Origin of the sequence: Arthrobacter sp. Cr_A7, from assembly GCF_029222765.1 — a bacterium.
Classification (GTDB): Bacteria; Actinomycetota; Actinomycetes; order Actinomycetales; family Micrococcaceae; genus Arthrobacter.
This window is the reverse complement of record NZ_JARHXQ010000330.1, coordinates 1-26,006: the sequence shown is the minus strand read 5'-3', so window position 1 is coordinate 26,006 and position 26,006 is coordinate 1. Positions and strand designations below refer to the sequence as shown.

The window sequence follows — 26,006 nt, the reverse complement described above, 5'->3', positions numbered from 1 at the left end:
GCTTCGAACAGAACACCTGATCGTTCCTCCCAAGCTCCCCAGAGACCCTTAGTTATCACGTCGCCAAAACATCAAGAGACGCGATTTGAACCAATGCATCGCGAACTCCTGGCGCCGCCAGGAGGGGCTGTTTTGGTGGTTCTCGCTCAAGCTCAGGAGCTGGGCCGGGGACTGACTGGTCTGAGACTGTCCTGGCTTTCGCTTCTATCTGGAGCATCGCCCCAACAGCAAATGCTGCGCATGCAGGGGCTACCGGAGCGCTGTTCAGCGTTGCGGTAGTTCATCCTGGGGTAGGCCCAGACCAGTCTCGGATGACATCGCCAGGTTGGGAAGCCGTCAAGACAGGAAGCGGCCGGATAAGCCCCCGTTCCGGCCACGTCGGCTACCGCAACTCGGCGTTCCGATCACGCGACATCTAAGCGTTCCTAAGGCATTGGCTGAGCTGCCGGCGGCGAAATCCGTTGTTGCTTCCGCCAATCAGCGGTAGGGCTAGAGCCTCGTTCAAGTAGAAGGTAAGCGGCGTTTGATCGCTGTAGCTTTCTACCCCGACGACGAGCATCAGTTTGGAAATAACGTCAACTACAGTTTCTGATGCAAAGATTTTCGCCGCTACCGAGAGCTCGAAAGCATCATCGGCGCGAGCATCGATTGCATTGGCGGCCCGGTACAGTAGCGAACGAACGGCCTCCAAACGGATTTTCGCATCGACCAGAGCGAAGCTGACAGACTGGTGGCCGACAATTGGAATACCTCCCCCACGGCTCTTTGTTCCCGTATAGCCCAGAGCGAAGGAAAGGGCAGCATCTCCGATTCCCAGAGCCAGGGCCCCCACCCCTGCGCCCCCTCCAAAGGCGGCCCCCACAATCTGGGCGCCTTCACCGACTGCGCCCACCCTGGCGCGGTCGTTAACGAGGAGACCGTGGAAGTACACGCGGGGCAGCAGGTGCGTCCGCAAGCCCGTCGTGTTGATCGGTTCCCCAAAGTTGAGTCCGTTGGAGCCCTTTTCGACACAGAAGACTGTAAGTTCCTTGGTCGCCGACGAAGCGCTCCTTTCCCCATCGGAGGCTGCGCCGGAGCCTCCCCTTGTGGCCTCCCTGGAATTCGTCGCTACTGTCACCGTCATGAGGTCAGGGCCTTCGCCCTCCCAGCCGTAGGCGTTGGATATCCAATTTTTACTTCCGTCAATCCGCCACCCTGTTCCGTCAGGGGCGGCCGTGGACTGCATTCCAGTGTCGCTGCTTTCTGCGTTCTCGAAGTTGGCACTACCTTCAGGCTCGGAAAAGGCGAACGCGGCCAAAGGAGAGCCAGAGCCGGATAAGAAAACTGGTAGGTGTCGCCTTAGTTGGTCTTGGTTGCCGGAAGACATGAGAGGGGCCAGGCCCAGAGTGGTTGCAAGCAGAGTAAGCGTTACCCCCGGATCAACTGCCGAGAGCTCTTCCACCATGGCGAATGACTCAGTGGCGCTCAGCCCTGTGCCGCCGTGCTTAGCTGGAATCAGGTCTTTGAGGAAGCCTGCCTTTACCATCTCTTCGTAAGTGGGACGTGTGGCTTGGAACCTCGCTGCCGGGTCGGGCAGGTCGCGGGCTTCAGCAGCTCCTGCGAGCAGCACGTCTTGGGCGAACTCCCTGGCCCGAAGCCGAACGCTCCTGCGTTCTATGTCCCTCTGATGGATCACCCGTGTCATGAAAAATTATCCTGAACCGGGCTGAATATTTGGATGAAGATGCCATCGGGATCAGCGAAGCAAACCGTATCGACGCTGAAACCCTCGGGGCCCACAAAGCGTGTTGGATTGCCGAGCAGTTTTCCACCTGCCGATTCACCCTGTTGTATTGCCGTGTGAAGGTCGAGGGCCCAAAATGCTACGCGGGCGATACCAAGATGGTTCGCTTCCGGATATGGCCGGCTTTGGGGCCGTGGCTCCAGTATCTCCACCAAGTCGAGCATCGGTCCGTTTACGTCACCGCCAAGGCGCAGAAAAACGGTGTGCAGTTTAGTCACAGTGGTGCCCAGGGGCGCGCCAAGATCTTCTCCCTCTGGAGTCGCTTCCCCGACTGGGGTGAAGCCTAAAGCCTGGTAAAACGCGACACTGGTGGCCATATCGCGCACGACAAGGTTGACGTGGAACAGGGTGGAGATCACGAGGCCGCTCCTACGAATTGAACTGCGGTGCCGTCGGGGTCTTTGACGATGATTGTCCGGAGTTTTTCTCCAGTAGGAGAGGAGTAGGCTACGTCTGGTCCGAAGGCCTCAATGGCTGTTTCCTTTATGTGGCCGAGGACATGGTCAAAGTTCTCGGTCCAAAAGGAGAGCCTGGCGATGCCGACGTTGTTCAAAGATTGGTAAGGCGGAGCTGCTGAGGGCGGGTCTATGAACTGGACTAAGTCGATCATCGGGGAATTCTCTTGGGGGAACCGTAAAATGACTGCTCTGAGGGCCTGGCATTTGACCCCGAGATGGGATGTGAGGTCTGCGCCTCGCGGGCTTACGTCCTTATCAACAACGAACCCGAGTGCGGTGTAGAAGTCAATGGCTAGGTCCATATCTGAGACGCAGATATTCACATGGTAGAAACGTTCGAACACGGCGTTTTCCTGTCATAGTGGGCTGATGGAGGGGGTTTGTTTATGCCTTGCGTCGTCCCGCGCCCAGTGCAGTTGAGACTCCGATTGCGAGTAGGAGTGCAATTCCGTTGAAGACCGGCTGTACCCATGCATCTACGCCGGCGAGCGTCAGGCCGCTAACGCAGCTGGCGACAAAAAGTACTCCCACAACTGTTCCAAGAACGTTGTAGCGGCCCGGCTGCAGGGTCGTTGCGCCAAGGAATACTGCGGCCAAGGCGGCGAACATCAGTGAATTTCCCGCATCAGCTGCCGATGCTCCCATGCGGCTGACGTAGAACACTCCGACGATGCCACCGAGCACGCCGGAAAGCACGAAAGCGGAAAATACGTGTCTGCGCACGGACAGTCCAATGAGCGAGGATGTGCGGGCATTGGAGCCGATTGCGTAAAGGCGGCGCCCGTAGGGAGTGTGTTGCAGGAGATACCAGGCCAACGCTACAGCGGCCACAACCAGGAAGATTATTGGGCTCAAACCTAGAAATCGCGAGGTGCCGAGGGCGGCCAGGCCGCTTCCGGCTGTGAGCAGTATCTGTTGCCCTCCGGTCCAGAGCTGGATCATGCCGCCGATGAACGTGGCCATGGCGAGCGTCGTGACAAAGGAGTTCATGCCGAAGCCTGCTACCAACAGGCCATTGACACATCCAACCAGCGCTCCGGAGGCGATTCCACATGCGACAGCAGCGCCTTCCGGGATTCCGCCCGCGCCCAGAACTGCCGCAATCACGACGGAACTGATCGACGAACTGGCCGCCGCGGAAAAATCGAAATGCCCCACGATGAGGGGAAAGAGAATTGCTATGGCCAGGAGGGCAGTGATGCTCTGGTTTGCCAGAACAGATGTCACATTGAGGGAACTGAAGTAGGTAGAGGAAGTCCCGGGGAAGAAGCCGAAGAACAGCATGATGATGGCGGTCAGCCCTACCAGGGCGAATCGTTCAAAGAAGGCTGTCAGCTTGGGTCCACGTCCGGGTATCAACGCGGTGTCGTCAGATGGGTTGTGGCCAGCTTTATTTGTCCTACTGCTGGTGAATGTTGTCATTTTGTTCAGTTTCCAATGAGGAGTAGAGCGTTTCTAGGATGGTTGCGGCCGGAGTTCCTCCTGGAAGTTCGGCCAGGAGGTGGCCTTTGTCGAGGAGAATGATTCGGTCACAGAGTGCGCTGAGCTCTTCGAAGTCGGTCGATGCCACCAAGATCGAAGTTCCGTTCGTCGTGGCTTCGCGCAATGCGTTGTGGATGTCGGCGCGGGCGGCAACATCCACCCCTTGGGTTGGTTCATCAAGTAGGAGCACGGAAGAAGCTGTGCTGATGGCGCGCGCGATGACGATTTTTTGCTGGTTGCCGCCTGACAGGGTGTAGGCGGGAGAGTCGAGATCGGGGGCACGTACCGAATGGCGGTGCATGAGGTTGTAGCCTTCCGCCTTTTCTTTCTGTCGCTGGAATCGTCCGAGGCTCCAGTACTTGTTCAGGTGGGGCAACATGAGGTTTTCCCGTACGGAAAGGTCGGCGTATATTCCTTCGTCAAGCCGGTCCCGGGGCACGTAGGCGATCCCTTGCTTCGCAGCCTGATAAGTGGTCGTCGGCCACGCTTCGCCTGTGTGGGAGGTGACGCAGCACGTGCTCTTCTCACGGGCCCCGTAGAGAGAACGGAGCATGCTTGTCACGCCGCTGTCAGCAAGCCCGGAAATACCCACTATTTCGCCCGCGTGGATAGTAATCCCTTTTACGTTGCTATCAGGGGACTCGCTGATACTCAGCCGTTCAGAACCGGGCGGAGGATCAACTCGCCGCAGTGCCGGCCTTCTGTCACTGGTGCCGGACATGAGCGCTGCAAGATTGTTTTGAGTCAGGCCCTGTCCTACGGGTCTACCGACCACCTGCCCGTCACGCAGCACGGTGGCCTCATCCGCCAGGGCCGCCACTTCTTCTAGGCGGTGGCTCACATAAATAATTGTTTGGCCGTTGTCCCGGCAGGTACGGAGCGCCGAGAGGAGCTGTTCCACTTCTTGCGGTGGAAGCGAAGCAGTGGGCTCGTCCAGGACGAGCACGGACGCCTCCTCATCCCGCAAAGCCCGGGCAACGGCCACCATGGTCTTCATGGCAGCTGGAAGGTCCCCTAGTCGTTCCCGCGCGGAAACAGGGACAGAAAACCTTCCCAGGAGGTCGTTGACTTCACGGTGTAGCCTCCTCCAGGCCACGCCAACGCTGGACTTCGGAAATCCGTCTACGAGAGCGATGTTTTCCGCGACTGTCAGATCATCAAACAGGCCCAAGTCCTGATGGACGAACCTCAGCCCCGCCTTCCTTGCTGCATGAGGGTTGAACTCCCGGGCGTCATATACTTTTTCCGGCGTGCGAATCGTACCTTGTGGGTCTGCTGGGACGATTCCGGCCAAGATCTTTATGAAAGTGGATTTTCCTGAGCCGTTCCCGCCCAGAAGGGCGTGGACGGATGCTTTGGTGATATCAACATCCACGTTGGCGAGGACCTTGGTAGGTCCGTATGTTTTTCCCACTCCACGGAGTTGCAGTGCATACTCCGTCACTGCAGGCCCCAGGCTTTTCTGTAGGCCGCGATGTAGTCCACCGGCGGGTTGTAGTGTCCGGCCAGAGTTACATCCGCCACATTGTCCTTGTCGACCAGCTGGAATCCGATCCCCTGCGTAACGCCCGGCTGACCGGCGAGAACACGTATTGCTGTATCGACCGCTGCATAACCAAGCCAGCCGTTTGCGACGGCCAGTGTCGCGTCTTCACCTTGGTTTTTGGCAATGAAGTCCAGGTTTTGTCCGTTGCCTTCTCCGCCGATGGTGTGCAGTGAGTCCGATTTTCCGGATCCGGTAATGGCGGTTTCCAGGCCCAGGAGGAAGAACGTGTCCGCCGGGGTGGCAACAGCATTCGCTTCGGGAGATTTGAGGAGGGCTGATTCGAACTTTGCTCGAACCTGTCCCCCACCCAGATCGCCGTCTGAGAGTGCAACTCCTTCAGAAACAGAACAGGAGCTGCATTCCTGAATTCGCTTCACGAAAGCATCGTTCTGCACGGTGGTGATGGTTGAAGAGAGCGCGAACAGAGTGATTGCTTTTGCGTTGCCTGATGTCGCGTCAATAACCCAGTCGGCCCTTGCGCGGCCGCTCGCGTCAGCCCATTCCTTCAGTGTCGGGTACTGAGTTGTGAACTTGGTGCTGGCACTGAAGAGCGGCTCGCCGCCGGAAGAGTCACAATCAAACGCCAGGACGCCTACAGTCTCCACTCCTGCGGTACGGGCTTCCAGTAGCGGCTGCTGAATCGCTTGACAGTCGATGCCGGCGAGAACGACGCTGTCTGCTCCCGCAGTGATGGCTGACCGGACGCAAGCTGACATTGCTCCCGGATCCAGCTTCCCGTCGCAGAGGTTTGCTTCCCATCCCAGCGATGATGCTGCTTCCTGGGCGCCTGCGGAGATGCCGGCACAGCCCGCAGACATCTGGCCACAGGAGACAATCCAAATATTGGCGTCCTTCACGGGTGTAGGTGCTTCGGAGGGAGGTTCTTCATAATTGCCTGCGCGGAGAGCATCTATGCTTTGTGAAGCTGAGGACAAGGCCGCCTCGTCGAACGCCTGCCGAACATCCGATCCGGACGGTCCCGAGCATCCACTCGCCGTCAGGAGCGCGACGAGAAGGATGGCAAAAGTTCCAGCTTTCTTCCCGTTACCGGCAGCTGATGTCTGGAAGGTGATGGACGGCTTCGGCCGTCCGGATGTGGAGGTTTGAAACATGTGGTCTCCTTAGTTTGCGGCTCACGGAAGCGGTCGGAAGGAGCCATCTGGACCGGAAAAATGGGTCTTGGGTCGGCTCTGTGAGTCCGGCGTTGATACCTAAGAAAGGTAGGCGCTGATGACCTCGGGAGCTACGTGTCTTATGCCAAGCAGGACTTAGGCTTTCACCTAACACGCACGCCCACAGGAAGTGAAAATGGACTTAAACATTCGGCAGCTGCGGTATTTCCTCGCCATCGCAGCAGCAGGAACTTTCACGCAGGCAGCGGGAGAGCTATTCATAACCTCACCGTCTCTGAGTGAGCAGATTTCGAAGCTGGAGCGACAGTTAGGGTTTCGTCTGTTTGACCGCGGCCCTAAAGGAACCGCACTCACACCAGCAGGTGAGGTGTTCTTGAAGGCTGCCCAAGAGCTGATGGAGATTCACGACCGCACGGTCAAACAGGCGAAGACGATGAAGTCAGACCAGACGTCTGCTCCATCGATTGCTTTCCGGCTGGGCTTCCAAGCCGGCATGATCGGGCCCTCGACATCGGACATCCTGGCAGAGTTTAGGGCACTGCAGCCTACATGCGAACTCATCCTGAGCCAGCTGAATTGGGCAGACCAAGTGGCCGGAGTCGCGGCCGGAATCCTGGATGCTGCCTTGGTACGGCCCCCCTTGCCGCCATCGACTTTGAACATTGTTCCCCTGTTCACGGAACCAAGATCATTGGTGGCGTCCGTCAGGCATCCGCTTGCTGGACGAAAACACCTGACGGTCGCGGACCTGGATGGGGTAGTTCAAGTAAAGGCTGCCGGTGTTCCCGCTGCCTGGGGGGCATGGTGGGCAATTGATCCTCGTCCGGACGGTACTCCAGTGCGGTACGGGCATGTCGTTCGTTCTGTCGAAGAGATGCTGCAAGTGGTAGCCGCTACAGACTGCGTCAGCATCACCCCGGCGAGCTTCGCGCAACTTTTTCCGCGCTCCGACATCGTCTTCATACCGATTTCCGACGCGGAGCCAAGCACAATCGAGCTGGTTTTGCCCATCGGACCTATCTCAAAGATCGCGGCTTCTTTACTTAGCTCGGTTAAGAACGTCGTTTCGCAGGGCCCAAGCAGCGAGTAAATGAAACTCCGTCGCGTTTGGGCCACGAAATGATCTGACTACTTCTATCCAACCGCACCGGTGTGACCGTGCAACCCGACGATGGGCAGCACATGTACCCGCTGACTATGCCGGAGTGGACGAAAAAGAAGACAAAAGGGTCCTGCAATTAGGCACCGTTGTTTGGTGCGACATCGCTGAGGTGTTCCCGTGTTGGACATGTGGCTAGCGGGGGCCGCCTCCGAGTTGAGCCGGCCCCCTTGTGGTTAGTAGCTGATTACCTGGGGCTGGCCGAGGTGTTTAAGGCCCTCCACCCCGAATTCGACGCCGTAACCGGACATCTTCGCCCCGCCGAAAGGTGCGCGGGGGTCGACGGTGCCGTGCTTGTTGATCCAGACGGAGCCGGCCTGGATGCGGGCGGCGACTTCGCGGGCCTTGTCCTTGTCTGAGGACCACACCGAGGCGCCTAGTCCTACTTCCAGCCCGTTGGCCATCTCCACGGCTTCGTCGACGGTGGAGTACTTCACGACCGGCAGGGCCGGGCCGAACTGTTCTTCGGTTACCAACGGGTTGTCGTTTTTGATGTCTGCTACAAGGGTGGTCGGGTAGAAGTATCCTGGCTGCCCGGTCTCCGGGTTGCCACCGACGACGATGCGGGCCCCGTCGTCCTTGGCGGCCTGCACGAGGTTCGCGACGATTTCGAACTGTGCCTTGTTCTGCAGGGGGCCCAGGACGTTGGTCTCGTCGATGCCGACACCCATCGGCATGGCCCGTGCGACCTGGGACAGGGCATCCACGACTTCTTCGTAGATGTCCTCGTGCACGTAGAGCCGTTTGAGCGACGCGCAGGTCTGGCCGGTGTTGATGAACGCACCCCAGAACAAGTCCTCGGCGATAGCCTGCGGGTCGACGTCGGGAAGCACGATGCCAGCGTCGTTACCGCCCAGCTCGAGGGTCAGCCGCTTTACGGTGTCGGCCGAGGAACGGATAATGTCCTGACCTGTGGCCGTGGAGCCGGTGAACATGATCTTGGCGATGTCCGGGTGGGCGGCCAGCACGGCGCCGACGTCCCGATGACCGGAGACGACGTGCAGCACGTCAGCCGGCAATGCCGTGTTGAGTACGTGACCCAACGCGAGCACGGACAGTGGCGTGTTGCCCGAGGGCTTGAGGACAACCGTGTTGCCCATCCTCAAAGCTGGCGCCAGCTGCCACGTGCTGATCATCATCGGCCAATTCCACGGACCGATCGCGCCCACGACGCCCAGGGGCCGGTAGTGCAGTTCGGCGCGGCCGGACTCGTCGTCGAAGAGCACCTCGGGTTCGAGTTCGAAGGACGCGGTGGCGCGCAGCCACGCTGCGCAGGCGCCGACCTCGAAGCGGGCGTTGGGACCGTTGAGAGGCTTGCCCTGCTCACGGGAGAGCAGCTCGGCTAGGGCCTCCGCGCTAGCCTCGACAGCATCTGCAGCCCCGTTCAGGAAGGCGGACCGCTCGCCGTGGGTCAGGGCTCCCCAAGCCGGTTGCGAAGCGCGGGCGGCAGTTATCGCCGATTCAAGATCGGGGACGGTGTGTTCTGGGGCCAGGCCCACGAGCTCACCAGTGGCCGGGTCCATGATGCGGCGCCCACCGGTGGCCGGCTGAATCACAGCCAGCAAGTCTGCGGCGTCGGTGAAGGTTCTCTGGGTGGTCAATTCGGTGGTCATTGATTCCTCTTCGTTGGTGGTATCGCCCAGCAATCGTCGCTGGTGACGGTACCGCCGCTGTTTTGTCCGACCGGTGGCCGGCGGTCTTGGTTTTTTGGAAGCGGCGTTGACGCCGGGGCCTTGCTAATCCGGACGCCCACGCACAGGGGCTTCGTCCGGCAGGTGGTGCGTTACGTGGTGGCGGGTTCGAATTGAGGCGCTGCCGCGGCCAGGGCGTCGTAGCCTGGTGACGCGAGGATGCGCTGGAGCTGTACGCGGCGGACTCCGACGTTTCCGCCGTCGAACAGCGGGTACGCCAGGGCGTCGTTGAGCAGTTCCCCGAGCCGCAGCTGCTTGGTGTAGGCGGCCACCCCCACAACGCGCATAGCGTCGTAGACAATGGAGATGGCATTGTCCGAGGAGTAAATCTTGTTGATGATCGACAGTTCGACGTCACGCCCGTTGCTGCGGCCGAAATTGTCGCAAGCCTTCCACGTCAGATAGCGGCTGGCCTCCAGCTTGGCCTTCATGTCCCCCAGCATCGTGCCGACGTTCTGGTGCAGGATGACCGGACCGGGGCCGCCCCTCGTCTGTGTACGGGCGAAGTCCAAAGCGATCTGGAAGGCCGCCCGGGCCACGCCGACACTCATCGCGCCGACGAGTCCTGCGGTTGCGCTGAAGGCTGTCTCAGTGATCAGGATTCCGTCGCCCGGAGCGCCGAGGATGTTCTCCGCCGGGATACGGACGTCATCGAATCGTACCTGGCAGATTTCCGCTCCGGGCTGGCCTATGGTTTCGATGGCGCCTTCGACGATGATGCCTGGGGTGTTGCCCGGGACCACGAACACGGCCAGGGAATCTTGAGGTGAGGTAGCCGGATCGGTGCGGGCAGCGACGGTGAACAGGTCTGCGCGTGCCCCGTTCCAGCCGTTGGCATGTGGGGTGTAGGTCTTGGTGCCGCTGATGACCCACCCGGTGCCGTCCCGCCGCGCAATGGTGGATAGGCCTCCCGCCGGGTCGGGGTTGGTGTAATTGGCCGATCCACCGGGTTCGCTGAAGGCCAGTCCGGCTAACGGCGCTCCCGAGCGGGAGGTGAACGGCGGCAGGAACCTGGCGTGCTGCTCGGGAGTGCCGAAGAACAGCAACGGCATAAGGCCGAGCCCGGTGGAGAGGACCGAGAGTGGAACGCTGGATTCGACGGCGATGAGTTCCTCGGCTATCAGTGCCAGGTCCACAAGGCTTGTCATGCTTCCGCCCAGCTGTTCCGGGATCTGCTCGGCCAAGTACCCTGCCGCCACCGCAGCCTCGTACGCCGGTCGGGTCGCGTTGAATCGTTCCTCCGCGCTCGGCAGGGGGTTGATCAGTTCGCGGACACCGGACAAGTGTTCGGCGGCAAACTCGCGCGCCGCCAGCTGCTTGCGGTGTTGTTCCGGGCTGAGGGTGAAATCAATGGCCATGTCAGTTCCTTTCAGATAGGTCAGAGAGTGCCGGGACTGCCATCTGCAGCGGCCTTCCGTGGATTGGGATGTGAAGACGGCCGCCCAAACCTGCTCCGTCAAAGGCATCGTGCAGCTCGTTCGTGGACTTGCTGAAGTGCGCCCAGCCTTCCGCATGGACCGGGAGTATGGCAGCCTCACCCAAGAGCAAAGCGGCCTCTACTACCGCTTCCGCCGTCAGAGCCAAGATTGCGGTACTTCCTCCATTGAGTATTCGTTGCATCGGTACAGGGCGTCTTCTCCGAGAGCGCCCGGTGCTTGCGCGCCAGCGCACAAGCTGTGAGCCAGCCCATATCGGCAGGTAAAATGATGTGACCTGCCCACGTGCGGTGTACCGAGATACGTGGCATTGAGGAGCTGCATTGTGGAGTTGAGCAGCACGGAGAACCTTGCCGTCGCCGAGCGTTTTGATGCCTATCGCACGGCAATCTCAGAAGCCTTTGTGCCTTTGGACGCAGCCATAGCGGCCGGGCCATCCTTCCAAGCTGTCCTGCGCAGAGAGGACTTGGGCCAGCTCAGCGTGTCGGACATCAGTGCAACGGGACACGTCGTGGTCCGGACTGCACAATCGATCCGCGCCGGTGACCCGGAATGTTACAAGCTGGGCTTGCAGGTCAACGGCTACAGCGTCGTCTCACAGGACGGAAGAGAGGCCGCACTGACACCAGGAGATTTTGCCTTATACGACACTTCGCGCCCCTACACCCTGTCCTTCGACCAGTCTTACAGGATGATGGTCGTCATGTTTCCCCGGGCCCTGCTTCGCCTGCCCGAGCGGCCCGTGTCAGCACTCACCGCCCGGCGTGTCTCCGGCAGACAGGGCATCGGTGCCCTCCTGTCTCCGTTTCTCGTAGGTCTCGGCCGGCAACTGACCGCGTCCAATCCCGCCGTAAATGTGCATTTGGGTGACACCCTTCTGGATCTCCTGGCGGCAACCTTTGCCGAACAGTTGCAACTGGGTTCGGTCGTCTCACCGGAAACCCACCAGAGCGCCCTAACCCTAAAAATCCATGCCTTTATCGACGCACGCCTTGGGGACGCGGAACTGAGCCCGTCCCAAATTGCTGCGGCCCATCACATATCTGTTCGCTACCTCCACCGGCTCTTCGAGGTTGAAGACCACACCGTCAACGGTTGGATCCGCACCCGGCGGATTGAGAGGTGCCGCCGTGACCTGACGGATCCTCGCTACAACTCCAGGTCGGTCTCCGTGATAGCCGCAAGATGGGGGCTGCTCAACCCTGCGCATTTCTCACGATTGTTCAAAGCCGCATATGGAATGGCCCCAGGCGAGTATCGATCGGCTGCAGCCCGAGGGCAGGAGAACTAACCTTCGTCGGGTCTGTGAATTCGGAACCCCCTGACCTTGCTGTGTGACAGCAGTGTCGAGAAGCAAACGACCCGTAAGCGCATCATTGAGAAGGCCGGGTGCGGTATCTCGACCCTGCACTTATGTGCTCTCGTCCAGGGCTTAACACACCAAAGGCGTACGGGTGGAGTTCGTCTGGTAGAGCCTGGTCTTGGCTGGCTAGGCCCCCCCCTATCGAGGGGAGGGCCTCGGAAGGGAGCGTCGGGGCGAGAATCCTGTCGCTCAAGCCTGAGTAGGCCTGCCAGCAAGTGCTGACAGGCCTCGTGGGAGTCGGACATTTGAAGCAAGCAATGCTAACGACAGGATCGGCAACGAGAGCGGCCCGGTCAAGGCGGAAGTGGTCCAACACGGCCCCTACCGGTTTCTCCCAATCGTGGTCGAAGGTGAGCCCGTTTAACATCCGGGCACCACCTTGTCCCGGCCCCTCGAAGGCAATCACGCCGAACTCGGCGGCAGCAAGACGCTGGCAGATGGGGAAGAACTCCTCGATCAACGAGTCGAACCCGCCGTGCAACAGCACAGCTGTGCGATAACCGTCAAAGTAAGGCGAAAACCCACCACTGCCGCCGGCAGCAGCGAACGCGCCGTGCAGCTGGACCAGCTGGAGCGCAGGCCATCGGTGACGGCCCCTGCCTCAAAGCCCTCCGGGAGATGTCCACAGTACTGATCGATAACGTCGATTCGGATCTGCGCTGGCCGGAACTGAACCGGAAATTCGCGGAAGCGAACGTGCACAGCTCGTTGGGCGTGCCCCTTCAAATCAGCAGCGAAGCCAGCGCCGCACTGAACTTCTTCGCATCCAAACCCGGCGCGTTCACCCCGAACGTCTATGCCAAGGCCAAAAGCTTTGCCGCCGCCGCGCGCAGCACGCTACATCTCTCAGTGCGCATCGGCACCGCCCTGAGCCGGGCGGAGGACTTGGAGGCAGCGATGAAAAACAGAACCGCCATCAACCTCGCATGTGGGGTCATCATGGCGCAGAACCGGTGCACACAGGCAGAAGCCATCGCAATCCTCACCAAGGTCGCCAGCAACCGCAACCGCAAACTGCGTGAGGTAGCCACTGAGCTGATCGAACAAATTTCCGGCGAAACCATCCAGACCCACTTCGACCCCTAAAGGATGAAAGCAGAAACGCCCGTGGAAGTGAGATTTCGATTTGTTTCAGGGCAATGATCGACGCCGCAAGCGTCCGGTCGGCCCGACAGATCACCGGCCGGTGAGCGCTCGGTCCACGAGAGACGTGTCTCATTGACGTACGCCACAACCTGACAAAGGGCTCCTTGCCTAGACGGCAGAAGCAGCGGGAATCGGTCTCCAGTATGCTTCCGTCGACAACAGCCGGGGACAATTCTCGTAGGTTATTCACCGCTACAGCTATCAGGGTGAATTGACCCCTGTCATGGACGGAACACAGTCGCCCTCAAGTCCGGCAGAGTATGTCCGGTCTCAATATAGTTGGCAACGTCGACGTGGGGTTTTGCCAAGTTGACTGAGCTAAATCATGCCGACTGCGTCTCACTTGAGTTGGCAATTCCGGATTCATCTCGGCGGCCGCGAGGTGCGTCTGGTCAAGTAACGCAAGGCGAGTCCGCCAGTCGCGTTGCCAGGTGCGGTGAGACGGAGCCCGCAGATCCGTAGATTGTCATGTCTATTGAGATTCTTGCCAACAAAACTGAGACCGGACAGAGTAATCAGCGAGCAGTGATTCGTCCGGTCGAGGCGGGTTGACCGAATATCCGTTATCGGCCTTGTAGAAAATGGGCAGGGGACGGCCCTAAAGCAGCCCGGTCGTCCGTGCTTCAGCCCTGCGACCCTAGGCTTTCCTCCACTAGGGTGGCGGTGCAGCGGTTGACTCCCGTACAACTAGTGTCGTGGCCAGCTCCACGTGGTGCGAGATTGGCTGTGAACCGGCGTGAAGCTGGAGGAGTGTTTGCATTGCAGTGCGTCCGATCGAGTGCATCGGTGTGTGCACAGTGGTCAGCGCAGGCGAGGCAGGGAGGGCCGAATATGTGTCGTCGTAGCCGACGACGCTAACGTCTTCGGGTACCCGAAGGCCCGCAGTACGCAGGCCACGGATGGCCGCCAAGGCGTCGGCATCGTTGGTCGCGAAGACGGCGGTCGGCGGTTCAGGCGCTGCCAGGAGCCTGGCGATCTCCGCCTCGGCCGTCATCATTCCGGCTTGGGAGACAAGCCGTGGCTCGTCGGGGATGCCTGCCGCCAGCAGCGCCTCACGGTAACCACCGAAACGGGCGCGAAGGCCCGGATTAACAGGATCTCCTCCGACAAAGGCAATGCGACGGTGCCCCAGCTTGATAAGGTACTCGGTTGCCTGCATGCCGCCGGTCCAGTGGTTGGACCCGATGCTGGCCACGGAGGGGTCGAGGGGGTTCGGTGGATCTACAGCGACAAGGTGAAGCCCTGCGTCCCTGCACGCCTCGACTACATCAGGCTCAATCGCCGTCGTAACGGCGATAATGCCGGCGTTGCCTTTCTCGGCGACCTCGTTCACGAACGTGCGGTCCAGCTGGGCATGGTCGGTTGCGGCCTTGCCAGGAGTTAATACCCTAACCACGAGGTCAACCTTCTCGTGTTGAGCCGCGGCGACCATGCCCTCCATTACGCAGAGTGAATAAAGGCTGATCAGCGTGTCAAACACGACGGTTACCCCATGTACCCGCGGCGAGGAAGCGTGTGTGCTCGGCACGTAGGCGAGCTGGCGGACCGCCTCTTCGACTCGTAGCCGCGTCGCATGAGCCGTCCCGGCCCGACGGTTTAGCACTTTGGAAACCGTGGCTTTCGAGACTCCCGCCAGGGCGGCGACGGAATCGAGGGTCGGGCCGGTTGCCGGTGTTCTCGCCATGCTTACCACTCCCGTTCGTTGCTCCGGGGCTGCCGGGCCCTCAGTCAATCCTAGTTGAAACTGTTTCAAAAAATTGGCCCTTGACTGAGGGTTTCATTGGCCTTTAGTCTTTAGATCAACGAAACTTATTGATAAAGTTTCAACCGTCCCCCAATATTTTGCGTGGGCCCTTTGTGCCTTTCCACCCTTTCCCTTCCCGCAAGGACAACGATGTCGCAATCTCACCAGACCGCTACCGACCCCAGCTTCGGCAAGGACGTTACCCGCAGCAGCTCCCCCTCCCGCCTCAACTGGCGCCTCGCCGTCGCTCTCTTTATCGGGGGCATTCTCTGGATCGGTCCCTACGTCGGCAGCATTGCGGTTGTGATGCCTGCCCTCGTCAATGAGGTAGCACCTGACGAGCGCGTGGGCCTCGTGGCAACGATGGGACTGCTCGGGGCTTTCCTGTCGCTCATCTCAAATATCCTGTTCGGCGCCTTCTCTGACCTGACCCGGTCACGGATCGGCAAGCGCGCTCCATGGATCCTGGCCGGTTCTGTCGGCACGGCAATCGGCCTTTGGGGCTTTAGCACAGCCGGCGACGCCGTGTCACTGGTCGTGTGGTGGTGCATCTATATGTTGTTGCTGAACGCGATCATCGCCCCGATGGTGGCTGTTATCTCCGACCGTGTTCCCGTGAAGTACCGCGGCACGGTCTCGTCGATCTACGGTGTTGCGATGGTGCTCGGTGCCGCCCTCAGCCAGATTGTCGGTGCCGGGTACGTCGCTGATCCGCGCGCCGGCGTGATCGTCTTCGCCGTGACAACACTCGTCTCCGGCTTGATCTTCGTGGTGCTCGCCCCGGAAGCATCCAACCGTGATGCTGAGAAGAAGTCCCTGAACCGGGCCGATATCATCAGCAGCTTCACCTTTCCCCGCAAGGGCGCACGCGACTACTACCTGGCACTCTTCGGCAAGTTCGCGCTGGTTGCCGGAACTTACTCCATCGCTGCCTACCAGCTCTACATCCTCACCGATTACATTGCACTGTCTCAGGCCGAAGCAGCCGGGATCATCGCCGTCATGGCCACGATCCAGCTCGTGACCGCGCTCATCTTTGGTTTCGGATCCGGGCCGGTCTCGGACCACTTCGGGCGCCGCAAGCCGTTCGTCATCCTCGCGGCCGCAATCATCGGCGCCGGCGCTCTTGTTCCCTTCTTCGCACCGTCCGCCTGGGCAATGATTGTGTTCGCGGTCCTCGCCGGCATCGGCAACGGCGTCTTCACTTCGGTCGACCAGGCACTGAACATTGAAGTCCTGCCGAACAAGCACAACGCAGCCAAGGACCTAGGCATCCTCAACATGGCTAATTCGGGCGGTCAAATGCTCGGCCCGGTGCTGACTTCCACTGTCATCGGGATCACCGGCGGTTACCAGTACGTCTTTATTGCGGCGTTCGTCATGCTGATGATTTGCTGCCTCCTCATCCGTCCGATCCGATCCGTACGCTGACGCAGCACAGCCGGTGTCCCCACCTGCGGGGACCAAACGCACCACACCATGCACCATCTGATAGGGATTTGCCATGACCGTAACCTCGTTCTCCAGCAACTGGAGCTACCGCGCCCCGCGAGGGCCCTTCGCCGCAGTGGAGAAGGAGGCCCCGTCGGCCGTGTGGGTAACCCTGCCCCATGATGCGCTCCGCGACGCGGAACGCACCCCAGACGTGCCCGGCAAGGGAAGCGCCGCCTACTACCCCGCTGGAGCGTTCAGTTACACGAAGAACTTTGACGTTCCAGCGGAGTGGGCTGGCAAGATCGTGCGGCTTGAGATCCAGGGCGCTTTCCGTCATGCGATGGTGTTTGCTAACGACGAGTTCGCCGGAAACCGTGCAGATGGCTACGCCCGGTTCTTCGTCGAGCTGACGCCGTTCCTGCGTTTCGGCGAGCCGAACACCATCCGTGTTGAAGTTCGCTCAGGCCAGGACACGCGATGGTACGCCGGCGCAGGGCTGCATCGCCCAGTATTCCTGCACGTCGACGAGCCCACGCATGTCCTCCCCGACGGCGTCCGGATCACAACCCTTCGGATAGACGAGGACCAGGCGGTCGTTGAGGTTGCCACGACCGTGGCCAACCGAGGGATGACGACGTCTGCGGTAACGCTCTCAACCGAACTGGAGGACCCCGCCGGGGCCGCGGTGGAGGGTGATCGGACACCGGTCACCATCGCGCCGGGAAAGACGGCACTCGTTCGCCAACGCCTCTATGTGCCCGACCCGGCACTGTGGAGTGTAGATTCTCCGGCGCTGTACACCGCCAGGACACGGCTGGGCGATACCGGGGCCGAAGTCGTCACAGTGCACGGCATCCGCACCGTCACCGTCGACCCCCGCAAGGGCTTGCGGATCAATGGAGAAAAGGTCCTGCTGCGCGGTGCCTGCATCCACAGCGACAACGGGCCGCTTGGCGCTGCATCGATTGCCCGAGCGGAGGAGCGGCGCGTCCAACTGCTCAAGGACGCGGGCTTCAACGCAATCCGTTCGGCCCATAACCCGGCGTCGCCCTCGCTGCTCGATGCCTGCGATCGCCTCGGGATGCTCGTCATGGACGAAGCGTTCGACATGTGGACCCGGGGCAAGACCGATTACGACTACGCACTCGACTTCGCGCAGTGGTGGGCGGCTGATCTGGAGTCGATGATCGCGAAGGACTACAACCACCCCAGCGTGATCATGTACTCCATCGGCAACGAAATCGTCGAGGTTGGCACCCCGCACGGGTCCGCTCTGGCCCGCGAACTCGCCGAGCACGTGCGCGCTCTCGATCCAACCCGCCCCGTCACCAACGGGGTCAACGCTGCTCTCGCCGTTCTCGATGAACTTGAAAACATCCTCGCTACCGAGCAGGGACTGAACGCGATGATGGGAGACGCCGGCGCTGGCATGATGAGCGCCATCGGCTCCTCGGCCGCAGTAACATTCCGCACAGCCGAATCCAGCGCCGCACTTGATGTACTCGGCCTAAACTACGCAGAAGGCCGTTACGCGAGCGACGGTGAGCTCTTCCCGCACCGCGTCATCGTCGGATCCGAGAGCTTCCCGACACAGATCGGCGAGCTGTGGCCGCTGGTTCTGGCGAACCCCAATGTGATCGGCGATTTCACCTGGACAGGGTGGGACTACCTCGGCGAGGTCGGGATCGGTGCAACCTCACATGCGGAAGATCCATCCGCGAATAACGCTCTTGAGCGGGAGTACCCTTACCTGACCGCATGGTGTGGAGACTTCGACATCACAGGCTGGCGGCGCCCCGTATCCTACTACCGGGAGATCGTCTTCGGACTTCGCAAACAACCGGCCATTGCCGTTGTGCGACCAGAACACCACAGTCACACCATCACCCTGCAGTCACCCTGGGCTTGGAGCGACTCGCTGGATTCCTGGACCTGGCCCGGCTTCGAGGGCAAACCCGTGACAGTCGAGGTCGCAGCCGATGCAGATGAAGTCGTACTGCTTCTCGATGGAACTGAGCTGGCCCGCGCACGCGTAGGCGTGAAACGACCCCTGTTGGCGACTCTCGAAACGACCTACCGTCCGGGGACACTCGAGGCGGTCGCCTATCGCGGCGGTATCGAGGTGGGCCGCTCATCCCTCGTCTCAGCCTCCGGTGCCATCGAACTGGTCGCAACTACCGATCGGGATACCCTGAGCCACGACGATACCGATCTCGCCTTCGTGGCCATCGAGCTGCGCGACCCTCAGGGAGTGCTGGTCACCGGCGCCGACCGCTTTGTGTCAGTAAGCATCGAAGGTCCTGCCGTCCTTGCCGGCTTCGGAACTGGGGCCCCGGCCACGGTCGAGCGCTTCGACGCGAGCGGGCGCACCACCTTCGATGGGCGGGCCCTTGCCATTATCCGACCCACAGGGGTCGGTCCCGTCACGGTGCTCGTCCACTCCGAAGGACTCGACGACAAGCCTGTCGAACTCACCATCACCAGCAATGGCACGCCCATTAGTCCCGTCAGCCAGTCCCAGGAGGCAACTGCATGAAGGCCACCCTTTCCCCAGCCGTTACCGCCCCGGCCGCAAGCTCTCCGGACGCCGAAGCCCTGATCAGAAATATCGCGGAAAGCCTGAGCCTGGAGCAACAGATTCAGTTGCTCACTGGCGCCGACGTCTGGGCGACACACTCCCTGCCCGCTATCGGGCTCTCACGCATCGTCATGTCTGACGGCCCGTCCGGCGTCCGGGGCGAAGACTTCGACGAACGCCACGACTCCGTCTCTCTGCCGTCATCGTCCGCACTGTCCGCCACCTGGAGCATCGAAACGGCGCAGCGATACGGCCAGGTCCTGGGGCAGGAGGCCCGCCGCAAGGGGGTCCACGCCGTCCCAGGACCCACCATCAACCTGCACCGCTCCCCGCTGGGCGGCCGGCACTTCGAATGCATGAGCGAGGATCCCCGCCTCACCGCAACCCTCGCCGCGGGCTATGTGGCCGGTGTACAGGCCATGGGCGTCGGCGCCACACCCAAGCACTATCTGGCCAACGAGGCCGAGACGGATCGTTTCACTGCCGACTCCGTAGTGGATGAGCGTCCGCTGCGCGAGCTGTACCTGGCGGCCTTCGAGGACGCGATCACAGAGGCCCGTGCATGGCTGGTGATGAGCTCCTACAACTCCATCAACGGCACCACCGCCAGCGAAAACGAGCTCCTCAAGACCCCGCTGTCCACGGAATGGGGCTTTGACGGCGTGGTTGTCTCCGACTGGACCGGTGTCCGGTCCGTGGAGTCCGCGAATGCGCACCAGGACCTGGAAATGCCTGGCCCGGTTGGCCACTGGGGACCCAAGCTGCTGGCTGCCGTGAACGACGGCCGGGTCAGCCGGACCGCCATCCTCGAAAAAGTCATCCGCATCCTCCGCCTCGCTGCCAGGGTCGGATCCCTTGAGGGCATTGCTCCCGCCGTAACCGAGCTTCCACCTGCCCTTGACGCCGCTGCCGTTGCACGCGAGGTGGCTGTCCGCGGGGCGGTCTTGGTCCGCAACAGGGACGGCCTCCTGCCGCTGGACCCTGCTGCGCTGGCCAGCGTCGCGGTAAGCGGGCACAACGCGGAGGAGGCCCGCACCCAAGGTGGCGGCAGCGCCACCGTCATGCCAAAACATACGGTCTCGCCCCTAGAGGGCCTGCGGGAAGCATTGCCGGAAGCCGTCAGCCTGAGCTACTCCCGTGGGGCGAAGGTTGCTGAAGGTCTGCAGCCCTTCCCGCGCACTTCACTGCATAACCCCGTGTCCGGTGTTCCTGGAATGAGGGTCACCTTCCTGGCTGAGGACGGCTCGGAAATCTCCGGCGAGGACCGGCTCGCATCGCACCTGATCTGGTTCGGCGTCGGGATTCCGGACGGCGCTTGCGCCATTCGGATGGAGACTGACTGGACTGCCCAAACGGCTGGCATCCACCACCTCGGCGTGGGAACCGTGGGCCGGATCCGGCTGTCGATGAAGGGCGATGAGGTGTTCAACGGGGAGATCGAGGACGACACCGATGTTCTCGGTGCAGCCCTTTTCGACCCGCCCAAGACCGTACACCCAGTAGAAACCGCTGCCGGTGAAATCGTGCGGATCGAGGCTGTTTATGAGCTGCCCAAGCAGCAGGTCATCCCGTTCACCGCCATCCTTCTGGGTGAGGAAACCGTAGTGGAGGATCCGCAGGCCGACATTGATGCGGCAGTGGAAGCGGCGAAGGCCGCTGACGTTGCCATTGTGGTGGTGGGGACCAGCGCCGCCATCGAATCCGAGGGCTTCGACCGGAAGGACCTTGATCTCCCCGGCCTTCAGAACCAGCTTGTGGAGGCAGTGGCAGCGGTGAATCCGCGCACCATCGTTGTGGTGAATAGCGGCTCGCCGGTGCTGATGCCGTGGCTCGACGAGGTGGGAGCGGTCCTGCTGGGCTGGTTCGGTGGCCAGGAATTCGGCCGGGCCATCGCAGATGTCCTGTTGGGTGCCGAGGAGCCGGGCGGGCGCCTACCCACCACCTGGCCGGCAGCACTTGAGGACGTACCAGTCCTCAACACCACCCCCGTGGACGGCAAGGTTGTCTACTCCGAGGGCATTCATGTGGGCTACCGGGCCTGGCTCAAGCAACAGGGCAGAAGGAAGTGCCGCACCTGCCCTGCCCTTCGGCTACGGGCTGGGCTACACCACATTCGAACTGGGCGCACCTCACTCCTCGCAGTCAGTTCCTGCAGGAAACGACGTAGTAGTGCACGTTCCGGTCCGTAACACCGGCAGCCGTACCGGGCGCGAAGTGGTCCAGGTGTACCTGGAGCGGCCCGAGTCGGCAGTGGAACGGCCCGTTTGCTGGCTGGCCGGTTACACGGGAACACACCTCGCACCCGGCGGGACCGAGAGCGTTGCGGTCCGGATTGCCGCCAAATCCTTTGGGCATTACGACGGAGGCTGGCAGTTTGAACCCGGCATCTTCCGGATCCTCGTGGGCCGGCACTCGGCCGATACATTCCAGGCTCTGGATATCGAGCTGACTTAGCTACCCACCTCCACTGCAAAGCCCGCTCCGCAGGCCTGGTGCAACCAGTTGCGTCCCGGTGTCCGGACCACCTATTACCAGGGCTATTCGCCCTGCTGACAGAGGTGGTCTGGCATCGACCTGATGCTCCCATCTCAGGGGATGATGGCAGAGCCGTTGGACAATAGTTAGCGGTGCGATTGTCGCTGGCTACTGCTGGCACTTCCCTCATCGTTTGCCCAGTTGTAGTACACCCCAACCTGACGTCAGAGGACAGCGCAAGAAACGTCAGAATAGAATCCATCTGGAGTGCGAGCACAGCGCGGGGCGAATGTCTACGAGCTCAATCTGACAATAGTGCCCTCCGGAAACTCTGTCGCTGTGAGCGCGTCGTTGGATACGACATTGCACAGCCTTTTAGCCCGGTTTATGGAAAAATGTTGCCTGAGCCAACTGGTTAGCCCGGGGCCCGAGCTTTTCGCCTCACCTTGCGCTCACTAGGCTTTGACGTTTGGCTGGCGGGTGCTTGGTCCCCAACCAAGGCCGTAGTGAGTAGAGATGTGGGGTAGCTTGCACGCCTTGACTCTGTAAGCTGACAAGGCAATCAGCCTTCCCTTTGTGGCTCAACGACAGATAGGAGAGGGTCCGTGGCAGGAGTAGGGGGGCAACAAGACTCCCAGGCAAGGCCGCCACGATCATCTTCGCCCCGCAAGCCGAACATCAACGATGTTGCACAGATTGCGGGCGTTTCATACGGAACGGTCTCCCGGGTCCTCAACAATGCCCCGGACGTCAACGCTGCAACGCGCGAACGGGTGCTGCAAGTTATCAAGGACATCGGGTATCGGCGCAACCGAGCGGCCACTACTTTGGTAACCAGTCGATCGACGTCCATTGGCATTCTCACTGACGGCTCGCCCCGATTCGGACCCGTCGGAACGCTGATGGCACTCGAAAACACGGCGCGGAAGAAGGGTTACTCTACTACCGTAGTGACAGTCGAGGAGCCTTACGAGGACTCCGTACAGAAGGCTTTGGACACCTTGGATGATATCGGGGTCGACGGAATCATCGTCATCGCGCCGATCGTTTCGATGGCTTCGGCAGTCTGGAGCGCCTCGGTCCGGGTTCCAGTTGAGATGATCGCCGCGGGGGCGTCCTCGACACCCAATGTCTTCACCTACTCGGAAAACCAGGAGTTGGGGGAACGCTTGGCGACGCAGCATCTCATTGACTTGGGCCACACCGACATTGCCCATCTTGCAGGCTCCATGGATTGGTTTGACGGTCGGGTCCGCAAACGCGGCTGGGAGGCCGCACTACGAGATGCAGGACTGCGGCCTGGACTGTGCATTGAAGGCGACTGGAGCCCAAAGTGGGCTTACGAGACAAGCTTGCGGCTCGTGGATGAGGGCCGGCTCCCCCAAGCTATCGTGGCAGCCAGCGATCACACCGCGCTCGGAGCCATTCGCGCTTTCGCCGAGAAGGGTGTTCGCGTCCCGGAGGACGTCAGCATCGTCGGCTTCGATGACATTGAAGGATCCGACTACTTCCTGCCTCCGCTGACCACCGTCCGGCAGGACTTCACCACGCTCGCGGTCGCCAGCATCGAAGTACTCTTGGGTGCAATCGATGGCCGGGAGGTGGACCGCACCCCCGGGCCTCCGAAGCTCGTTGTGCGCATGAGCTCCGCCCCTGCTATCAGCCGACGAAGCTAGCCCCCGAAAACTTTTATTAATTCTTCTGGTGTGACTCTTGACACAATCTTCGTAAACGTTCACGATGGTTACACCGTAAACGTTCACGATAAACGATCTCGATGAAGAGAAAGGAGCGTCAGATGGGTGAGAAGATCCTGCAGGCCCTCGCGCTCCGCCCCGACGTCGAGCTACGCAACCTCGAAGACACCCAGTGGGCCCACGTCGAGGAACTGCTCACGGGGACCGAATGCACGGCGGAGGACATGTCCCTCGGCATACAATTCTTCATCCCACAACGCTCCACGGCGGTCGTTGGCGTGTTCGATGCCGGTGTCTTGTGGGCAAGTTTGGTCGTGTCTGTGGACTCTTCAGGCACGCACGTGTCTGTTACGACCATCGACAGCGTCGACCTTGAGCTGCGGGGAGATCTGGGGGCACGGGCAGGCCAGGCTGTTCAGTGGGTTCAGGCCCACTACGGACCCTGCTCTCTGGGTCTTTTCTTGGACAAACCCCACGCGGAAGCGTTCCTGAATGCCTCCGATAAGGCCACCGCTATCCGCACAGCATCGATTGCGGGAGGGCTCGTCCTCTCGCCGCTACCCCCTGCTTTGGCGACCGCCCTCGCCTAAGCGGTCGCTCCTCACTTACAAATAGCAGTCCAACAGCAACACCGTGAATTGTCATGCCTAAAAAGGGCGCCATCGGGGTCACAGTCGATCAACTGAAGGGAAAACGAACATGAGAAAGTCAGTAACCGCTGGGGTTCTTGCCCTCTCCACAATGGCTTCACTACTGGCAGGCTGCGCCTCGGACACGGGGGGAACGCCTTCTGACACAGAGAATCCGCTGGCCCAGGTAAAAGCAGCAGATCTGGTACCGGAGAACATCGTCGGCCTTGGTCCGAACGGTGTGAAGTCCGGGACCCTCGACGACATCAAACTCACCGACGAGGAAGTCAGCCAGGCCAAGCAACAGAAGTATCGGGTCGGCATCGTAATGCAGACCATGAACATCGAATGGTCCACCGAACAGGTCCGGGGTATCACAGAGCGGCTTAAGAAATACGACGCCGAAGTCATCGGAGTGGCCGATCCCAACTTCGACGTCCAAAAGCAGGTGTCCAGCATCGAGAACATGATCCAGCTGAAGCCGGACGCGATCATCAGTATCCCGGTGGACGACACCGCAACAGCCGAGGCATACCGGAAGATCGGCGCTGCCGGCATAAAGCTCATCATGATGGACAACGTGCCATCCGGGCTCAAGTACCCGGCGGACTACCAGGGCATGGTCTCGTCCGACAACCAAGGCAACGGCGCCGTCTGCGCTGAAGCGCTGGCCAAGTACATTCCCGAGGGCGGTACCGTCGGCGTGCTCGACTTCGGCGTCGACTTCTTCGTGACGAAGGAACGTATGAAGGGCTTCGTCGACTGGATGAAACAAAACCGCCCCGACATCAAAATCAAAGTCGCCGAGTTCCTCGATCCGGCTAACTCCGGCAAGGACGCGGGCAATTTCCTTACGGCGAACCCCGACGTACAAGGGATGTTCACCGAATGGGAAGTCCCGGCTGTGGGCATTGACCAGGCGCTTCGGTCTCAGGGCAAGACGATGCCGATCACGGCGGTCAACATCGCCTCTGACGTGGCGGCCGACCTGGCTACCGGCGGGAACATCAAGGCCCTCAGCGCCCAGGTCCCTTACGACCAGGGCCTGGCTGAAGCTGACATGGCAGTCAAAGTCCTCCTGGGTGGCACCGCGCCCAACTGGCTTGCTTTCCCTGCGGTACCGGTTCTGCAGAACAACCTCCTGGACGCCTGGAAGCAGGTCTATCACCAGGACCCGCCAAGCCAGCTGACCGAGGCCTGCAAATCAAGCGAGGGCTGCGCGTAACCCCTCACGCCCCAAACCCAGAAGTACCAACCGAATAAGTACCAACTCGAACAAGGAGCTGCAAATCATGGATATCATTCAGGACCACAACGGAGTGCCTGCCAAGCACGGACGCGCTTTCGTCAACGGAGTGAGGCTCCACTACTCCATCGCCGGCGAAGGTGAGCCCCTCTTCCTGCTGCACGGCGTGCCGAAGACCTCCTACCACTGGCGCCGGGTCATCCCGCTGCTGACCCCGTACTACACCGTCATTGCACCGGATCTCCGAGGCCTGGGCGATTCAGAGCACCCACAGGGCGGCTTCGACATGAAGAACATGGCCGAGGACATTGCCCAGCTGGCCACGCACCTGGGCTACGAGACCTTTTACTTGGTCGGAGAAGACTGGGGAGCCTCTACGGCTTACCAGGTCGCTGCCCAGTACCCCGAGCGGGTGAAGAAACTTGTCTACCAGGAGATGATCCTCCCCGGTTTCGGACTCGAAGACTACTCATTCCTGACCAAGGAGAACGTCAGCACTTACGTCTGGCTGTGGCACATCAATTTCTACAACGTGCCGGACTTCCCGGAGCTGCTGATCACCGGTAAGGAGCGGGAGTACTTCAACTACTTCATCAAGCACGAGACGCACAATCCCCAGGCGATCACTCCCGACGCTCTGGACGAATACGTCCGCTGCTACTCCTCCCCCGGCGGCCTACGGAGCATGTTCGCCATCTACCGGGCCACCCTTGAGGACGCCGAGCAGAACCATGAAGCGGCCAAGACCAAACTCACCATGCCGGTCCTGGCCGTAGGAAGTGAGTACTTCATCGGCGCCGACAATGAGCGGCAGATGCGCGAAGTAGCCGAGGATGTGCGGGGCGTCATCCTGCCTTGGGGCCACCAATTGGCAGAAGAGGATCCAGAAGCTCTCGCAGAGGCCTACCTGCAGTTCTTCAAGGAGTAACAGCAACACCTGCGCGGGACGGCCGTCCGGCTGTCCCGCGCCGCACCCCCGAGATCAAGAAACCGGAATGTCCTGCGA

General features: G+C 60.9%; 18 protein-coding genes and 2 pseudogenes. 11 read left to right on the top strand and 9 right to left on the bottom strand.

Annotation, left to right across the window (positions count from 1 at the left end; all coding sequences use genetic code 11):
* Positions 1-415 precede the first annotated feature (415 nt).
* The 6 genes from P2Q66_RS20060 to P2Q66_RS20035 all read right to left on the bottom strand — a co-directional run bounded on the left by P2Q66_RS20060 (position 416) and on the right by P2Q66_RS20035 (position 6,381).
* Positions 416-1,684 (bottom strand): acyl-CoA dehydrogenase family protein, encoded by a 1,269-nt coding sequence (locus P2Q66_RS20060; RefSeq protein ID WP_275730968.1) that lies wholly within the window; start codon positions 1,682-1,684, stop codon positions 416-418.
* Positions 1,681-2,142: a VOC family protein gene (locus P2Q66_RS20055; RefSeq protein WP_275730965.1), complete on the bottom strand. Its 462-nt coding sequence runs from the start codon at positions 2,140-2,142 to the stop codon at positions 1,681-1,683. Before P2Q66_RS20055 ends, P2Q66_RS20060 begins: the two co-directional genes overlap by 4 nt.
* A complete protein-coding gene (locus tag P2Q66_RS20050; protein WP_275730963.1) occupies positions 2,139-2,585 on the bottom strand; it encodes a VOC family protein in 447 nt (148 codons plus the stop codon). Before P2Q66_RS20050 ends, P2Q66_RS20055 begins: the two co-directional genes overlap by 4 nt.
* Positions 2,586-2,625: 40 nt before the next feature.
* Entirely contained in the window at positions 2,626-3,663 is a 1,038-nt protein-coding gene (locus P2Q66_RS20045) for an ABC transporter permease (RefSeq protein WP_275730961.1), read from the bottom strand.
* Positions 3,641-5,098, bottom strand: a complete 1,458-nt coding sequence (locus P2Q66_RS20040) for a sugar ABC transporter ATP-binding protein (RefSeq protein WP_275730959.1) — start codon at positions 5,096-5,098, stop codon at positions 3,641-3,643. The genes P2Q66_RS20045 and P2Q66_RS20040 overlap by 23 nt, the downstream gene beginning before the upstream one ends.
* A 65-nt stretch (positions 5,099-5,163) precedes the next feature.
* Complete coding sequence (locus P2Q66_RS20035) at positions 5,164-6,381, bottom strand: substrate-binding domain-containing protein (RefSeq protein WP_275730958.1); 1,218 nt, start codon at positions 6,379-6,381, stop codon at positions 5,164-5,166.
* A gap of 196 nt (positions 6,382-6,577) precedes the next feature.
* Here P2Q66_RS20035 and P2Q66_RS20030 point away from each other — a divergent pair, with 196 nt between their 5' ends.
* Positions 6,578-7,492 (top strand): LysR family transcriptional regulator, encoded by a 915-nt coding sequence (locus tag P2Q66_RS20030; protein WP_275730957.1) that lies wholly within the window; start codon positions 6,578-6,580, stop codon positions 7,490-7,492.
* Positions 7,493-7,737: 245 nt separating this feature from the next.
* On the opposite strand, the gene P2Q66_RS20025 is transcribed toward P2Q66_RS20030, so the two are convergent.
* Both P2Q66_RS20025 and P2Q66_RS20020 read right to left on the bottom strand, forming a co-directional pair.
* The gene (locus P2Q66_RS20025) at positions 7,738-9,174 is read right to left on the bottom strand and encodes an aldehyde dehydrogenase family protein (RefSeq protein ID WP_275730955.1); all 1,437 of its coding nucleotides are present in this window, start codon (positions 9,172-9,174) and stop codon (positions 7,738-7,740) included.
* Positions 9,175-9,344: 170 nt separating this feature from the next.
* Entirely contained in the window at positions 9,345-10,610 is a 1,266-nt protein-coding gene (locus tag P2Q66_RS20020; protein ID WP_275730953.1) for an acyl-CoA dehydrogenase family protein, read from the bottom strand.
* Between the two features lie 403 nt (positions 10,611-11,013).
* Between P2Q66_RS20020 and P2Q66_RS20015 the strand changes: the two genes are divergently transcribed.
* Both P2Q66_RS20015 and P2Q66_RS20010 read left to right on the top strand, forming a co-directional pair.
* Positions 11,014-11,979, top strand: coding sequence for a helix-turn-helix domain-containing protein (locus tag P2Q66_RS20015; protein WP_275730951.1), 966 nt, complete (start codon positions 11,014-11,016; stop codon positions 11,977-11,979).
* A gap of 690 nt (positions 11,980-12,669) precedes the next feature.
* Positions 12,670-13,137 (top strand): ANTAR domain-containing protein, encoded by a 468-nt coding sequence (locus P2Q66_RS20010; RefSeq protein ID WP_275730950.1) that lies wholly within the window; start codon positions 12,670-12,672, stop codon positions 13,135-13,137.
* 712 nt (positions 13,138-13,849) lie between these two features.
* Here the strand turns inward: P2Q66_RS20010 and P2Q66_RS20005 are convergent.
* Positions 13,850-14,638: a substrate-binding domain-containing protein gene (locus P2Q66_RS20005; RefSeq protein WP_275730948.1), complete on the bottom strand. Its 789-nt coding sequence runs from the start codon at positions 14,636-14,638 to the stop codon at positions 13,850-13,852.
* Between the two features lie 453 nt (positions 14,639-15,091).
* Here P2Q66_RS20005 and P2Q66_RS20000 point away from each other — a divergent pair, with 453 nt between their 5' ends.
* The 8 genes and pseudogenes from P2Q66_RS20000 (at position 15,092) to P2Q66_RS19965 (ending at position 25,928) form a co-directional block, all read left to right on the top strand.
* On the top strand, positions 15,092-16,372 hold the full coding sequence (locus P2Q66_RS20000; protein WP_275730945.1) for an MFS transporter: 1,281 nt from the start codon (positions 15,092-15,094) through the stop codon (positions 16,370-16,372).
* Positions 16,373-16,445: 73 nt separating this feature from the next.
* Complete coding sequence (locus P2Q66_RS19995) at positions 16,446-18,911, top strand: glycoside hydrolase family 2 TIM barrel-domain containing protein (protein ID WP_275730943.1); 2,466 nt, start codon at positions 16,446-16,448, stop codon at positions 18,909-18,911.
* Positions 18,908-21,407 (top strand): annotated as a pseudogene (locus tag P2Q66_RS19990) (glycoside hydrolase family 3 C-terminal domain-containing protein). The gene P2Q66_RS19995 and the pseudogene P2Q66_RS19990 overlap by 4 nt, the downstream one beginning before the upstream one ends.
* 626 nt (positions 21,408-22,033) lie before the next feature.
* Positions 22,034-22,228: pseudogene (locus tag P2Q66_RS19985) on the top strand (LacI family DNA-binding transcriptional regulator); the annotation flags it as partial.
* 102 nt (positions 22,229-22,330) lie between these two features.
* Positions 22,331-23,104 carry a substrate-binding domain-containing protein gene (locus P2Q66_RS19980; RefSeq protein ID WP_275730970.1) on the top strand — a complete coding sequence of 258 codons (774 nt, stop codon included), beginning with the start codon at positions 22,331-22,333 and terminating at the stop codon, positions 23,102-23,104.
* 122 nt (positions 23,105-23,226) lie between these two features.
* Positions 23,227-23,715, top strand: coding sequence for a hypothetical protein (locus tag P2Q66_RS19975; protein ID WP_275730940.1), 489 nt, complete (start codon positions 23,227-23,229; stop codon positions 23,713-23,715).
* A gap of 151 nt (positions 23,716-23,866) precedes the next feature.
* Positions 23,867-24,979 carry a substrate-binding domain-containing protein gene (locus tag P2Q66_RS19970; RefSeq protein ID WP_275730938.1) on the top strand — a complete coding sequence of 371 codons (1,113 nt, stop codon included), beginning with the start codon at positions 23,867-23,869 and terminating at the stop codon, positions 24,977-24,979.
* A 67-nt stretch (positions 24,980-25,046) separates the two neighbouring features.
* Positions 25,047-25,928 carry an alpha/beta hydrolase gene (locus tag P2Q66_RS19965; protein ID WP_275730936.1) on the top strand — a complete coding sequence of 294 codons (882 nt, stop codon included), beginning with the start codon at positions 25,047-25,049 and terminating at the stop codon, positions 25,926-25,928.
* Positions 25,929-26,006: the final 78 nt, after the last annotated feature.

Coding starts and splice junctions, on each gene's coding strand:
- P2Q66_RS20060 (WP_275730968.1), bottom strand. CDS start 1,684: ATGACACGGGTGATCCATCAGAGGGACATAGAACGCAGGAGCGTTCGG.
- P2Q66_RS20045 (WP_275730961.1), bottom strand. CDS start 3,663: ATGACAACATTCACCAGCAGTAGGACAAATAAAGCTGGCCACAACCCA.
- P2Q66_RS20035 (WP_275730958.1), bottom strand. CDS start 6,381: ATGTTTCAAACCTCCACATCCGGACGGCCGAAGCCGTCCATCACCTTC.
- P2Q66_RS20030 (WP_275730957.1), top strand. CDS start 6,578: ATGGACTTAAACATTCGGCAGCTGCGGTATTTCCTCGCCATCGCAGCA.
- P2Q66_RS20025 (WP_275730955.1), bottom strand. CDS start 9,174: ATGACCACCGAATTGACCACCCAGAGAACCTTCACCGACGCCGCAGAC.
- P2Q66_RS20020 (WP_275730953.1), bottom strand. CDS start 10,610: ATGGCCATTGATTTCACCCTCAGCCCGGAACAACACCGCAAGCAGCTG.
- P2Q66_RS20010 (WP_275730950.1), top strand. CDS start 12,670: ATGTCCACAGTACTGATCGATAACGTCGATTCGGATCTGCGCTGGCCG.
- P2Q66_RS20005 (WP_275730948.1), bottom strand. CDS start 14,638: ATGGAGGGCATGGTCGCCGCGGCTCAACACGAGAAGGTTGACCTCGTG.
- P2Q66_RS20000 (WP_275730945.1), top strand. CDS start 15,092: ATGTCGCAATCTCACCAGACCGCTACCGACCCCAGCTTCGGCAAGGAC.
- P2Q66_RS19995 (WP_275730943.1), top strand. CDS start 16,446: ATGACCGTAACCTCGTTCTCCAGCAACTGGAGCTACCGCGCCCCGCGA.
- P2Q66_RS19980 (WP_275730970.1), top strand. CDS start 22,331: ATGGCACTCGAAAACACGGCGCGGAAGAAGGGTTACTCTACTACCGTA.
- P2Q66_RS19975 (WP_275730940.1), top strand. CDS start 23,227: ATGGGTGAGAAGATCCTGCAGGCCCTCGCGCTCCGCCCCGACGTCGAG.
- P2Q66_RS19970 (WP_275730938.1), top strand. CDS start 23,867: ATGGCTTCACTACTGGCAGGCTGCGCCTCGGACACGGGGGGAACGCCT.
- P2Q66_RS19965 (WP_275730936.1), top strand. CDS start 25,047: ATGGATATCATTCAGGACCACAACGGAGTGCCTGCCAAGCACGGACGC.